The 13,388-nt window shown below is 44.6% G+C and carries 11 protein-coding genes; 2 read left to right on the forward strand and 9 right to left on the reverse strand.

Annotation, left to right across the window (positions count from 1 at the left end):
- The first annotated feature begins 206 nt into the window (after positions 1 to 206).
- A complete protein-coding gene (locus NYR53_RS25920; RefSeq protein WP_261301992.1) occupies positions 207 to 2,165 on the forward strand; it encodes a methyl-accepting chemotaxis protein in 1,959 nt (652 codons plus the stop codon).
- A gap of 68 nt (positions 2,166 to 2,233) precedes the next feature.
- On the opposite strand, the gene NYR53_RS25925 is transcribed toward NYR53_RS25920, so the two are convergent.
- The 3 genes from NYR53_RS25925 to motA all read right to left on the reverse strand — a co-directional run bounded on the left by NYR53_RS25925 (position 2,234) and on the right by motA (position 4,826).
- Positions 2,234 to 3,082, reverse strand: coding sequence for an MBL fold metallo-hydrolase (locus NYR53_RS25925; protein WP_261301993.1), 849 nt, complete (start codon positions 3,080 to 3,082; stop codon positions 2,234 to 2,236).
- 146 nt (positions 3,083 to 3,228) lie between these two features.
- Positions 3,229 to 4,035 carry a flagellar motor protein MotB gene (gene motB / locus NYR53_RS25930; RefSeq protein ID WP_261301994.1) on the reverse strand — a complete coding sequence of 269 codons (807 nt, stop codon included), beginning with the start codon at positions 4,033 to 4,035 and terminating at the stop codon, positions 3,229 to 3,231.
- A complete protein-coding gene (gene motA, locus NYR53_RS25935) occupies positions 4,032 to 4,826 on the reverse strand; it encodes a flagellar motor stator protein MotA (RefSeq protein ID WP_261301995.1) in 795 nt (264 codons plus the stop codon). The genes motB and motA overlap by 4 nt, the downstream gene beginning before the upstream one ends.
- A gap of 355 nt (positions 4,827 to 5,181) precedes the next feature.
- Here motA and NYR53_RS25940 point away from each other — a divergent pair, with 355 nt between their 5' ends.
- Positions 5,182 to 6,048, forward strand: a complete 867-nt coding sequence (locus tag NYR53_RS25940) for an aldo/keto reductase (RefSeq protein ID WP_261301996.1) — start codon at positions 5,182 to 5,184, stop codon at positions 6,046 to 6,048.
- 84 nt (positions 6,049 to 6,132) lie between these two features.
- Here NYR53_RS25940 and NYR53_RS25945 read toward each other — a convergent pair whose 3' ends face one another.
- The 6 genes from NYR53_RS25945 to NYR53_RS25970 all read right to left on the reverse strand — a co-directional run bounded on the left by NYR53_RS25945 (position 6,133) and on the right by NYR53_RS25970 (position 13,302).
- Positions 6,133 to 6,396, reverse strand: a complete 264-nt coding sequence (locus tag NYR53_RS25945) for an HPr family phosphocarrier protein (RefSeq protein ID WP_261301997.1) — start codon at positions 6,394 to 6,396, stop codon at positions 6,133 to 6,135.
- A complete protein-coding gene (gene ptsP / locus NYR53_RS25950) occupies positions 6,393 to 8,120 on the reverse strand; it encodes a phosphoenolpyruvate--protein phosphotransferase (protein WP_261306525.1) in 1,728 nt (575 codons plus the stop codon). Before ptsP ends, NYR53_RS25945 begins: the two co-directional genes overlap by 4 nt.
- 29 nt (positions 8,121 to 8,149) lie before the next feature.
- The gene (locus NYR53_RS25955) at positions 8,150 to 9,307 is read right to left on the reverse strand and encodes a mannitol-1-phosphate 5-dehydrogenase (RefSeq protein ID WP_261301998.1); all 1,158 of its coding nucleotides are present in this window, start codon (positions 9,305 to 9,307) and stop codon (positions 8,150 to 8,152) included.
- Entirely contained in the window at positions 9,304 to 9,741 is a 438-nt protein-coding gene (locus NYR53_RS25960) for a PTS mannitol transporter subunit IIA (protein WP_056836733.1), read from the reverse strand. The genes NYR53_RS25955 and NYR53_RS25960 overlap by 4 nt, the downstream gene beginning before the upstream one ends.
- Positions 9,742 to 9,764: 23 nt before the next feature.
- Positions 9,765 to 11,804, reverse strand: a complete 2,040-nt coding sequence (locus NYR53_RS25965) for a BglG family transcription antiterminator (RefSeq protein WP_261301999.1) — start codon at positions 11,802 to 11,804, stop codon at positions 9,765 to 9,767.
- Positions 11,805 to 11,868: 64 nt separating this feature from the next.
- On the reverse strand, positions 11,869 to 13,302 hold the full coding sequence (locus NYR53_RS25970) for a PTS mannitol transporter subunit IIBC (RefSeq protein WP_261302000.1): 1,434 nt from the start codon (positions 13,300 to 13,302) through the stop codon (positions 11,869 to 11,871).
- Between the last annotated feature and the right edge of the window lie 86 nt (positions 13,303 to 13,388).

The raw sequence follows: 13,388 nt of genomic DNA on the forward strand, positions 1-13,388 counted from the left end.
CGTAACAACCGATTGTAAAATCCACACCCATGAAACGTAAACGTAATGTAAAACTTTTATTTCTTCTTTCATTCGATAAAAGTATGGATAAATTTACATATCTTTAACATAGTTAGATGCTTTAGTTAATAGAAGTATCCTATATTAATAGGTATCAACGCGAAAACAGTCGAATGTTGTCTAGTAATATATAGGAGGAATGACTTATGAAGAAGATCAAAATTAATATGACCATGCGATTAAAATTAATTGCTAGTTTCAGCGGTGTACTTCTCATTTTCCTTTCCGTTGCTTTGTTTAATCTGAATCAAGTTAATCAAATTAAGAAGCATATGACGGATCAGAACGATAAAATCGAACTAAAGGTGCTAGCGCTGGAGCTTAAAAATATGGTTCAGGAAATGAACATCATTGCATCAGGGCTAGAGATTTCCAAGAAACCGGAATTCATCGAAAAATACAATGCAAAACGAAAACCATACAATGATTTCATTCAAAAGATTGGTGATACGGCTTCCACAGCTGATCAAAAGAAGTGGCGAAGTCAATTAATTCAATTATCCGTTGATTACATAAATAACTTCGACTCTGCGGCCAAGATGGTCCAAGATCCTAACTTGAAACCGACGGATCTGCAAATTAACCTCCTCTACCTATACAACGAGTCTCAGGAATTGAAGGATAAGATATTTGAACTTGTTGATAAATTCTACGTTACTTATGCTGATTCTGCCGAACAAGCAATAGCCCAATCAACGAAAGCACTTAATGAAAGCAGCAGGGTAATGTTGATTGCTTTTGCTATCGTCGTTATTGTAACCATTATTATTGCTTTTCTAATCATAAGTTCCTTCACACGTCCAATTAAAATTTTACAAAATGCCGTATCTCTTATTGCCGCAGGAGACTTGTCCCATACGATTAATTCTAACTCCAATGATGAGTTAGGTAAGCTAAGTAACAGCTTCGACCATATGATCATTCAAGTTCGCCAGATGCTGAATGCTACCCTGCAGATTGCTTCTTCATTATCAGAGCACTCCCATGAGTTTCACCGCTTTTCTCAGCTAACAGCATCAGCCAACACAGACATCTTGAAGGCAATTACAGAGATATCAACTGGCGCTGACGAACAAGCCATGAAAACGGAACAAAGCTCGATGATCATTGCAGAGCTGGAAGCAGAAATTCGTGACATTACCGCTTATACATATGAAATGAAACGTACCAGTGAAGAGGCTGCTTCTGGCACATTACAAGGGACTGCATCCGTAAGGGCGCTGAAAACATCGTCAGATCAGTCGCAAGCTGTCCTGCAGAAGGTCGATGCTGCCATGATGACCTTGTCCGATAGTTCCAAGCAAATTGGCGCGATTATTCACTCGATCACGGAAATTTCTACCCAGACGAACGTGCTTGCCTTGAACGCTGCGATTGAAGCAGCCAGAGCCGGCGCACACGGCCGCGGCTTCTCTGTCATTGCGGATGAAGTTCGTCAGCTTTCTCAGCAGACAAGTGATTCCTCCAAGACAATCGGTGGTATCATTCAAGCACTTCAGAAGCAAATCAAAGAATTACAGAGCTCGCTGATCGAAGCTCTCGAATCTGCAGTAACACAAAACCATCGTGTAGCAGATACGCTCGGTTCTTTCGAGGGCATCGAACAATCGATGAGAGGAATTATCGGGCAAATTGAACAAATCCATGTGAAAATTGAACATGTGCAATCCAAGAACGACAGATTAGTAAATTCCGTTCAGTTCGTAGCAGCCATCGCCCAAGAAACAGCTGCTGGGGTCGAGGAAGTAAGCTCGACTTCGATTCAGCAAGATGCCTCCATCCGCCGAATTGCCGAAGAGTCGGATGATATCCTTGAACTTGCTCAGCAGTTATTTGCTGAGATAAGCAAATTCCAGATTAGTGAGTCTGATACGAAGAATCATCAGGAGCATTTTGATCTTCATTCGGAGCCAACGCTTGTCAGGAATGAAGGGCACATCGAGGTTTTTGAAGATACTCATGAAAGTCATGAGGTTCCTTCTCAAACTGAAATGGATTTGTTTGAAAAGGAACAAGATGGCCCATCTATGGAAACAACAGTCGATGACCTGAAGAAAGTTGAATCTAGGAAAGAAAATAAAGAACCTGCTCTCGTAGGTAAATAATAGCAATGCATAGGGGCTGTCTCACAAGAAGTTAAAATCTACTTGTGGGACAGCCCCTTTTTAAATTTCTAATGCACAAACCGACCTTCCTTAGGAACCGCTAACGCTTCAAAATCCTCCGCCAGACGGCCTAGTTCGCGACTTAGTTCTTCACCGCTCATCGGTTTACCATGACCCGTTATCGCTAAAGAGGGATGCAAATCTCGAAGCTTTCTAACCGAATCCCCGGCAGCTTGCCAATCTGTCGTGAAATACTTTGGTGGTCCGCTTATTTCTTGTTCTTGCGTGAATAACTTATAAAGTGACTCTTGTTTAACAGTAACGAAGGCATCTCCAGCTATTAATGAACCATCTTTGGCTCGAAACAGTGAAATGTGTCCTGGGGTGTGTCCAGGCGTATGAATCCATTGCCATCCCGACAGTCCAGGAATGATACCATTAGCTGGTAAAGGATGTACATGATTACCTATATCAATACCGTGGTTTGGAAACAGGGGCGATAGCTCGCTTACAAGTCCACCATCTACTGTAGAATCCCCTTTTGGATAATTGGACTTTCCCGTTAAATAAGGGATTTCCAACTCATGCGCATATACTGGAACATCCCAATATTCCAAAAGACTCTCTATACCCCCGACATGGTCGAAATGTCCATGTGTCAAAATAATTGCCGTAGGCTTCCTATGTGCTCCAAAACGCTCCTCAGCGACTCGAATGATCTCATCTGCCGATTGCGGCATACCAGCGTCAACTAAAACCCATTCTTTATCCCTGCTTGTTGGGTTGCCAATGAAACAAACATTCACGATTTGAATGCAGTAACCATATACATCAATAGCTATTTCCTTGCCTTCACCACTGGATAATGTAGTTAGCGGGATATACGTATGCTCATATGTAAGGTCTGTATGCTCCATGTAAACCTCTCCTCATCACTTACAAATTCCACATTACTATCCCCATCTCACTGTTAAATTACTCCGTAACCCCAAACAGATAAATTTCTTATTCCCATGAAAAAAGGGCAAGAGTCTGCGACTCTAGCCCTTCTTTATGATAAGTCTTATTTCGCAATCGCATCCGTCGCTTTAATGTTACGTAAAATACTTACTTCAACACGGCGGTTCTTCGCTCTGCCTTCTGTTGTATCGTTTTCTGCAATCGGACGGTATTCACCGAATCCGACCGACGAGTAGGAAGCAGGCTCAATTTTACTGTTATTCAGAAGGATTTTCATAAAATTGACCGCACGCTTGGCGCTTAGATCCCAGTTCGTTTCAAAGTCCGCTCGGCGAATCGGGATATTATCCGTATGACCTGCTACTTCCACCTCATATCCTGGATAACTGCTCAGTAAATTAGACATGGAAACAGCCAGCTTTTGGGATTCTTGTTTAATTGTAGCCGACCCTGAATCAAACAGCGCACGGTCACTAATCGTAATGGTCAGCTTCTCGTTATCCAGCTTCGTGGTCAGCTGCTCACTCATGTTGTTTTCTTTAATGAAAGCATCCATGCTTTGCTTTAACTCTTTGAGATCCTTCTCTTCCTTCTGCAGCTTGGCAGCCAGCTGACTTTCTGTTTTACTCTCTTCCTTCGGCGGTGGATTCTGGTTCTTATTATTGTTTTTCGTAGAATTCGCCGCATCATCGATCGGAATCAAATTCGACATCTTGAAGGGGGCTTCTCCCCCCGTGAAGGCATTGTTCAAAGACCGCATAATCGAGTCGTATTTCTTGGAATCCACCTGACTAGAAGCAAACAGGATAATAAAGAGGGCTAGAAGCAAGGTAAGCAAATCCGCATAGGGAATGAGCCAGGTTTCATCAATATGTTCTTCATGATCCTCATGCTTCTTCTTTTTACTCACTGTGGAGCGGCCTCCTTCGATTCTTCGTCATAAGACGCACGTTCATTGTTGGCAACGAAGATCATCATTTTTTGCTTCACGGAATTGGCAGATACACCGGATTGAATGGAGAGAAGCCCTTCTACGATCATAAGCTTAATTTCAACTTCTTTCTTAGACTTCTGCTTCAGCTTATTTGCGAATGGGTGAAAAATAACATAACCAAGGAAAATTCCAAACATCGTTGCAACGAATGCCGCTGAAATCAGATGACCTAATTTTTCTACTTCACTCAAATTACCAAGAGCAGCGATAAGTCCAACAACGGCGCCAAGTACGCCAAGTGTCGGGGCATATGTACCAGCTTGTGTAAAAATACTTGCATATTTCTTATGTCTTGCTTCCATTTCCGCAATATCTTCAAGCAATACATCACGGACAAAATCTGCATCGTTTCCATCAATAATGAGGCGCATGCCGCTTTTCATAAAAGGATCAGACAGCTCTTCTGCCTGCTTTTCCAAAGAAAGTAAGCCTTCACGGCGTGTGATGGATACCCAATCGATGAATGTCTCGATCAGTTCTTTTTTTGGCATTAGTTTCTGTTCGGTGAAAATAATTTTCATTAAGGTCGGAATCTTCTTCATTTCTGCCATTGAAAAAGCGATAAATAAGGCCGATGCTGTACCCCCGAAAATAATTAAGGCAGCTGCGGGATTCAGCAGTGCTAACAGGCTTGCCCCTTTCAAAACCATACCCACACCAATGGATATAAAAGCTAAAACAATTCCGATTAGTGATGACTTCTCCATATTCAAGGCACCTCTCCTTATGGTCTAAATTTCATAGTTGTCATTGACCCTTCGATAATTCAACAAATAAAATGATATATGTACATATAATAAGTTTCGTTATTATTATACAATCGTTTTTTGTCGATAACTAGGACTAAAGTCATGTTTATTTTGTGAATTAAGCAAGCAATTTGACGAATGCTAGCGTCCTTCTCTTACTTAATTTATACTTGAGGAGAACGAATTCCTGCTTGAACCGATATCAGTGTGAAGAAAACATCTTTCATTAATAAATTTGGTATGACCTGGTATCCTTTTTGGTAACGATAGGAAAGAATGAAATTAGCCATTATACATACGAGGAGTGAGTTATGTGGAGAAACGTTCGTTTGGTTCGACCGGGCAGCAATTTCCCGTCCTGAGTTTCGGTGCTCAGCGCATTGTTGACGAGCACAATTGTACCGAAGAAGAAGCGATTCAAATTGTGAATCGTGCAATTGACGAAGGGATCACTTATTTCGATACAGCACCAAGTTATTCGGACGGACAATCCGAGGAACGACTTGGCAAAGCATTAGCACGTGATGGACGTAGGAATGAGGTATGGATTGCTACCAAAACGCATGATCGAACAAGAGATGGTTCCCTAAAGCTGTTGGAAGCAAGTCTGAAGCGTCTGCAAACGGATCACGTTGAAGAATGGCGATTACATAATATCATGACCATGGAGGAGCTTGATCAGTGTTTCGCCAAAGGCGGAGCGCTAGAAGCGCTTCTTGAGGCCAAAGAACAAGGAATCATTAAGCATATCTCGATCAGCGGTCACACGAATCCGAAAGTTCAATTGGAAGCGATTGAACGATTCACTTTCGACAGCGCACTTGTTGCATTATCCGCAGCGGATCATCTCATCTATAGCTTCGCTCACGAGTTTTTGCCTAGAGCCAACGAGAAAGGTGTCGCTGTCATAGGTATGAAGGTCATGGCGCTTGGTAAACTGGCTCCTTGGTACGAGAAAGCACTCCAATATACCTTCTCTCTGCCGATATCTACGGCGATTGTCGGCATGGAATCCATGGAGCAGCTGGAACAAAATCTGGCCATTGCTAAGAGCTTCAAACCGATGACAGAGCTGGAGCAGCTCGAGTTCCTCAAAGAAATTGCCCATCTTGCTACTCCCGATGTGCTGCGTTGGAAAACAACCGACTGGGTGTCGGGCGAATGGTACGTTCGTAACTAATTAAATAAGCCAGCAAGTTAGTGCCTTGAGAATGGGCACTTACTTGCTGGCTTTTACAATTGATGGAATAGGTTTGCCGCTCGCTTATTCTTCGAAGATGTGTGTCAGCAGCGCCCCTAGCTCTAGCATCGCTTTCTCCTCTTGCTCGCCGTCCACTTCCAAAGTTACTTCGTCATTTTGTTGAATGCCAAGTGTGAGCATACTAAGCGAGCTTTTGCCGTTGACCTTCTTATCGCCTTTGATCACATTCACTTTGCAAGGAAACGTACCAACCTTCTGAACGAATACTTTCGTCGGACGGGCATGAAAGCCGGATGGATTTAGGACAGTAAAGGTTTGGGATATCATTTCAAGTCACTCCTTGTTTTCTGTTCTACGAATTGTTTAATGAGGGATTGACTGCTCATGGATAAAATCTCCTCCGTGTAGCCTACCCACTCCTTATGTGAAGTTTGTTTAATTAAGGCTCTTGCCGGCAAAATCGAACTGGCACTCATGCTGAATTCATGGAGTCCCAAGCCGAGTAGAATGGGTATGGCCGTTTCGTCACCAGCCATTTCTCCGCACATGCCAACCCATTTCCCTTCTTTGGCAGCTGCCTGAATAACCATTTGAATTAATCGTAAGATGGCTGGATGGCAAGGTTGGTACAAGTAAGAAACGGTTTCATTCATCCGATCAGCCGCCATTGTGTATTGGATAAGATCATTCGTTCCAATACTGAAGAAATCGGCCTCTTTCGCCAAGAAATCCGCTGCTAGTGCCGCAGCCGGCACCTCAATCATAATCCCGACCTCTATGGTTTCGGATACGACAATGCCTTCTTGAACTAGCTTCTCTTTTTCTTCTTGCAGCAATTGTTTGGCCGCCAGCAGTTCATCCACAACGGCAATCATCGGGAACATAATTTTCAATTGTCCATAGCTGCTTGCTCTCAGAAGCGCCCTTAGCTGTGTACGAAACAGATCCTGCTTGCTCAGACACAAACGCACCGCGCGCAAGCCAAGGAATGGATTGCTCTCAACAGGGAGCTTCATGTATGGGAGTTCTTTATCCCCACCTATATCGAGCGTGCGTATGACGACAGGCTTATTGTTCATTCGTTCCAACACATGCTTATAGACCAGGAACTGCTCTTCTTCACTAGGCAGAGCGCTGCGTCCCATATAAAGAAATTCCGTCCGAAATAAACCAATGCCTTCCGCCCCGTTAGCTAACACCTTCTGTAAATCTTCCACACTGCCGATATTGGCAGCCAATTCTACGCGGCGCCCGTCTGCGGAAATCGTAGGTTGATCCAACAGTTTACGCAGTTCGATTCTTCGCTGATCATACGCTTCTTTACGGGCTTTGTAGGTCTCCATCTCTTCATCGCTCGGCGTGATGAGTACGACGCCATCTACGGCATCCATAATCATCATTGTGCCTGACTTGATTTCCGCTGCCGCTGCTCCTGCTCCAACGATAGCTGGCACCTCAAGTGAGCGAGCCATGATCGCCGAATGAGAAGTACGGCTGCCGATTTCCGTGACAAAGCCAAGCACATAATCGAGATTTAACTGTGCGGTATCGGACGGCGTCAAATCTTCCGCTATCAAAATACACGGCTCGTTGATGGCCGCAATCGCCGCATAGGTGACACCGCGAAGTCGGCTCATGATCCGGCCGGTAACGTCGCGCACATCACTAGCGCGTTCCCTGAGCAGCTCGTTATCCATGGAGCTAAGCATTTCTATGAAGCTGCTCGCAACTTCATGCAGCTTAAATTCAGCATTCATGCCTTCGTTTTCAATGCCCTCTATAATGGCATCGATATAATCCGGATCTTCCAGAAGCATGAGATGTGCTTCGAAAATTTCCGCTTTTGAAGCACCCATGCGCTGTTCGGTCAAATCTTTAATTTCCTCTAACTCTTGTTTCGCTTCCTCGACTGCTTTGCGGAAACGTTCTACCTCTATAAGAACGTCTGCCACATTCTCACGGGCAGGTTCGTAATGATCGTTGGTAGGCCGAAAAGCTTTCGCTATCGCAATGCCGGGGGAAGCAGCAATGCCGGTTAGTCGTTTTGTCATCATTTTAGCCATATGGGAACTCCCCTTTCTCAAGATCGATCGGATTGTTGTAATTGTTCATATTGCGTTCTAATCATCTCATGGATCAGGTGATCTTCGCCAATGGTCGTATACTTCGTAATCGTTTGGTCAACTCCGAGCTTTCGTAAATCAGCTTGAATCTCGGCGGCTTCAGGATCTTCCTGATCCTTAAATAAGAAGGCAGCGGCCATTGCCATAGCCAAATAGGTTGGTTTCATCCCAAGCTCGTATGCTTGTAGAGCAGGCCGAACAAGACGATCATTGCTGGATAATTTGCGAATCGGCGATCTTCCTACCCGAGTAACCTCGTCAATCAAATGGGGGTCGATGAATCTGTTCAATATTTTATCGATATACTGCTCATGTTGAGCAAGATCAAAGCCGTGCTTTTTGATAAGCAGGGCGCCGGTCTCATGCATCACATGACGCACAAGCGAGGCAACTTGCGAGTTCGCCATCGCATCTTGAATCGTCGTGAAGCCATGTAAATATCCAAGATAAGCAGCACTGCAGTGCCCTGTATTCACAGTAAACAGCTTGCGCTCAATGTACGGCTCCAAATGTTTCACATAATGAATACCTTGGATAGCGTCGAAGCCCTCCATCATTTGGGACTCGTCAACGACCCATTCGTAGAAAGGCTCGACCGTGACTTGCAGCGGGTCTTCATTATGTTGGATGGGAACAATCCGATCAACAGCTGCATCAGGAAATGCGATGCATGCGCTAACTTTTTCGCGCAGATCTTCATTAAGATGAGCGTATACGTGTTCTTTGAGCTGCGTACTTCCACCAATTGCATTCTCACATGCAATGATGTGCAGCGGCGCCGCGCCGCGTTCGATCCGCATTTCAATCCCTTTGGCGATGCCAGCGGCGATATGTTTTAATATGTTCACGCCTACGGCTGTTGTAACCAGATCGGCCTCAGCAACAGCTCTAGCTACATCTTCCAAGTTCTTTCCATTAATTGCTGAAACATTTGACACGGTGAATGTATCTTGATCCTCATTAGCCAGGCGTACTGTATAGGACTTCCTCTCCTGTAATAACTCAACTAAGCTATCATTCACATCGGAGAAGATCACTTCATAACCGGCTTGGGACAAAATCAAACCAATGAACCCCCTGCCGATATTCCCTGCACCAAAATGGACAGCCCTCATGACTCCATCCCGCTTTCGAAAATTTTCACCATTTCTTCCGGCGTTGCCGCCTTCATGATCAGCTCCATGTTCTCATCTTCGGAACAAATCATCGCGACATTCGTTAAGATATCCAGATGATCATTACCCGCGGCAGCAATACCAATGACTAAGTTAGCTTTCTCGCCTTCGCCGAAATCCACACCCTCTGGAATTTGCACAATCGATAATCCAGTCGATAAAATCAGTGATTTGGAATCCTGCGTACCGTGCGGGATGGCCAGACCATTTCCCATATACGTGGATAATGTTTGTTCTCGTTCCAGCATTTTATCGATGTAAGCCGCTGACACATGACCTGCTTCTACTAACAGTTGGCCTGCCATCCGAATAGCCTCGAATTTATCCTTTGGCTTCGCGTTTAATTTAATTTTATTCGTTGATAAGATCGTCATGATTGTCTCTCCCTTTATCCAATTTATTTTTTATTTTCTAAAAAGGCAGCGAGTTCCTGGGATAAAAAGTGCTTGATTTCAGACTGAGTCCCCGATTTCAACAGCTCAATCATTTCAGGAATCAATAAAAAAGAACTTATCTCACTAAGCACTTCCAGGCTTTCTTTGGAAAGTTCCTTCGGACCAAGCATGAGCAGCAGCTGCTTTACATCTGACCCCATACCTTGGTCTAACAGCAGATCTTCCTTTAGTCGAAACAAGGTGAATGATGGCTTCCTAACCTGCTCGCTTCGAATGTGAAAGAGGGCCAAGCCCGTGTCTGGGATAACTTGACTGCTTAATCGCTCTCTTTCTAAAAGCAACTTGACAATTGGCTCCACATCATCGATCACACCCGAGTGTCTCACATATCCACAAATGACCTCGAGAGTTTCTCTCAGACTGTGAAAGCTTTGCTCGATGTTATACACCGTGAATGGATCGATGATGCTTACGATTTCGTTTACATAGTGTTGAATACGATGCAATCTGTCCGTTGAATCAGCATCTTGAGGCGCTTCACCTCGTTCTCCAGCTTCTTTTTGCAGCGTTACATTTTGAATAAACAGCCTAAGTCGCTCGGCCTCTTCCTTCGTTAACAACGGACTTAGCTTCAAGTACTGATCTTCCTCCAAAGGCAAGTCTACCGTAGATATAATCAAATCGTATTCCCTTTTGGGGATGCGCGCTGCTTCAAACCAAGAAGCATGGCCGATAATATCAATTTGCGGTAGTTCTTTCGTCAGTCTTACGGCTAACATTTTGGAAGTCCCTATCCCACTTGTACATACGAGAATCGCTTTGACGTTACGCCTAAATTGCTTTTGTCTCTCGATTGAAGCTCCGAAATGCATGACCAGAAAGCCAATTTCTTCATCGGGCACGGCAATTTCAGTTATCGTTTTATCTACAGCTCTCCGTATAGCATCAAATAGAGCCTCATAATCTTTCTTGATTTGCGATAAAAGCGGATTGCGAATAGTTGCTCCTGCTTGCAGCCGCTTCAAAGCGGACTCCAAATGGCTAAGCAGCCCCTCTCGTAATGAACGATCATCGCTGAAACGGACCGCGATACTGCTCTCCATGTTCCGAATGAGCTTCCATACGATTTCCATATAGCTTAGCTCTTCCATAGGAAGCAGCTGATTCGGATGTTTGAGTGACTTGGGCTCCAGTAATTCGGCAATATAGAAAATTTCTGGTGTTGTTAATACAATTGGAATGACCTTAGATAGCTGCTCAATCGTATGGGTAAGCAGCTTATTGGGGCGAAGCGAGTACGGTTCAGGGTGCAGTTCGATCTGTCTACCCTGCTGAATTCTGGCGATAGTTATTGAAATATGAATGAGCAGATTGGTGTAATCCTGTTCGGATAGTTCACTTAAACCTTCATCTTCAGCAAGCCAAAGTGCGGCTTCCACCTTCGTAAAGTTTTCTTTCCCAATGAGCTCCAACAACCTTTGTGTAACTGGCGAATGCGAATTCACATTTTTCCCAAATAAATCAGCTTCATCAAGACCGTTTTTGGCAAGCTGTGCAATCATCCTGCGTTTATTCGCCTCGGAACCGCTCAAACCAACCCCATACCCTCTTTTACGTACTAGGATTAGGTCAGACTTCTGTACCCAGCTTTCCAGCTCATCGAGATCGTGTGTGATGGTTGGAACTGTTACACCCAAATCATGCGACAAAGTGAACAGTTTGACAGGCTCATCTTCTTGCAGCAAGGTGCACAGAATCATGATTTTGCGATCCTCGGCAGAAAACTCAATGTCCATCATCCCGTATAACATGCGTCGGAAAGCCTCAAGTTTTTCTGGTTTTGCTTGCAGTTGGATCCCTTTCCCCGATTTTTTTTGCAAAGCTAATCCATAAGCTGCCAAAATCGTCTCCAACTCGGACAGCTCCCTATGAACCGTTCTTGTGCTTACATTGATTTCGGCAGCGATTTCGCCTGCTGTAATATCATCCGTTCGATTCATTAACAGCTCTAGGATTTGACGATTCCTGTTAGACAGGCTCATGATATTTCTCCTCACGAACAAAATGGAGATAACGCCGGCAAATAGCCAGCGTTAGAAAGGTGGTTTAGCTTAATCGTTTGACAAGATCATCGTATTCTGGGCTTTTCATGAAATTTTCGATGGAAATATGTTCAGCTTCCGGAGCCTTATTACGGGCTCGGTCGGTTAATGATTTATGGGTGATAACGATATCCGCATCAGGTGGAATCTCACTAATGGCTGTGTTGACCACGATGACATCGATATCAGCTTCTTTCATTTTCTTTCTTAGAATAGAAGCTCCCATCGCGCTTGAACCCATGCCTGCATCACAGGAGAACACAATTTTATGGACTTCGGAAGCAGGTGTCAACGTTGAGGCGCTGACTTTTTCAGCTGCCGCAGCAGCAGGCGCTTGTTTCATTTCTTTCATTTTCGCTGTAGCCTGTTCCAAATCTTCTTCATTCTCGCTTTGCTTCGTCGTTTTCAACAATAAGGCACCGACTGCAAAAGAAACAATCGTAGATGTGATAACCCCAGTGAAAATCGGCAGCATACCGCCTTTAGGAGCCATAGCAATGTAAGCGAAAATGCTTCCCGGTGACGGTGGAGCAACTAAACCTGCATTGAACAGGGAGAACGTGAACGTACCTGTTACGCCACCTGCGATTACAGCCAGGATCAGACGCGGATTCATGAGAATGTACGGGAAGTAAATTTCATGAATACCGCCAAAGAAGTGAATAATAGCCGAACCAGGAGCGGAAAGTTTCGCTGCGCCGCGTCCCACCATCCAATACGCGAGCAGGATACCAAGTCCCGGACCCGGATTGGACTCCAGCATGAACAAGATCGACTTGCCTGTTTTGGAAGCTTGATCCAAAGCAATCGGGCTTAGCACCCCGTGATTAATCGCATTGTTTAAGAACAATATTTTACCAGGCTCAATCAGAACGTTCGCTAGTGGGAGCAGGCCTGCATTCACAAGTGCTTGAACTCCGGAAGCAAGAGCTTTACTCACGACCTGAACCGCAGGGCCAACTACCGTGTAAGCAAGAACCGCAAGTATGGCGCCGATGATGCCTGAAGAGAAATTGTTGACGAGCATTTCGAAGCCGGATTTTACTTTCCCTTCAATCGATTTATCGAACTTCTTGAGCACCCACGCGGCGAACGGACCTACGATCATCGCCCCAAGAAACATGGGGATATCCGTTCCGACGACAACTCCCATCGTGGTTACAGCGCCGATGACGCCTCCGCGTGTTCCGTGTATCATCGTACCTCCCGTATAACCAATTAGAATAGGGAGTAGATAAGTAATCATGGGGCCGACGAGCTTAGCCAAATATTCATTTGGAATCCAGCCAGTCGGAATAAATAAAGCCGTAATTAATCCCCAAGCGATGAATGCGCCAATGTTAGGCATCACCATACCGCTCAAAAAACGGCCGAAACTTTGTACTTTCACCCGGAATTCTCCGGAAGATGCTTTCTGTTGTGCAGGAATTGCACTCATTAGGATAACCTCCCTTTGTCTGTTTCATGTTCTTATCGTATTGCAAAAGCGCTTACATATTCAATCAAATCAAAATCCCTTTTCGT

Source organism: Paenibacillus andongensis (assembly GCF_025369935.1).
Classification (GTDB): Bacteria; Bacillota; Bacilli; order Paenibacillales; family NBRC-103111; genus Paenibacillus_E; species Paenibacillus_E andongensis.

Bases quoted from the DNA above. Each gene is read 5' to 3' on its own strand.
- NYR53_RS25920 (WP_261301992.1), top strand. From the start codon at position 207: ATGAAGAAGATCAAAATTAATATGACCATGCGATTAAAATTAATTGCT.
- NYR53_RS25925 (WP_261301993.1), bottom strand. From the start codon at position 3,082: ATGGAGCATACAGACCTTACATATGAGCATACGTATATCCCGCTAACT.
- motA (WP_261301995.1), bottom strand. From the start codon at position 4,826: ATGGAGAAGTCATCACTAATCGGAATTGTTTTAGCTTTTATATCCATT.
- NYR53_RS25945 (WP_261301997.1), bottom strand. From the start codon at position 6,396: ATGATATCCCAAACCTTTACTGTCCTAAATCCATCCGGCTTTCATGCC.
- ptsP (WP_261306525.1), bottom strand. From the start codon at position 8,120: ATGACAAAACGACTAACCGGCATTGCTGCTTCCCCCGGCATTGCGATA.
- NYR53_RS25955 (WP_261301998.1), bottom strand. From the start codon at position 9,307: ATGAGGGCTGTCCATTTTGGTGCAGGGAATATCGGCAGGGGGTTCATT.
- NYR53_RS25960 (WP_056836733.1), bottom strand. From the start codon at position 9,741: ATGACGATCTTATCAACGAATAAAATTAAATTAAACGCGAAGCCAAAG.
- NYR53_RS25965 (WP_261301999.1), bottom strand. From the start codon at position 11,804: ATGAGCCTGTCTAACAGGAATCGTCAAATCCTAGAGCTGTTAATGAAT.
- NYR53_RS25970 (WP_261302000.1), bottom strand. From the start codon at position 13,302: ATGAGTGCAATTCCTGCACAACAGAAAGCATCTTCCGGAGAATTCCGG.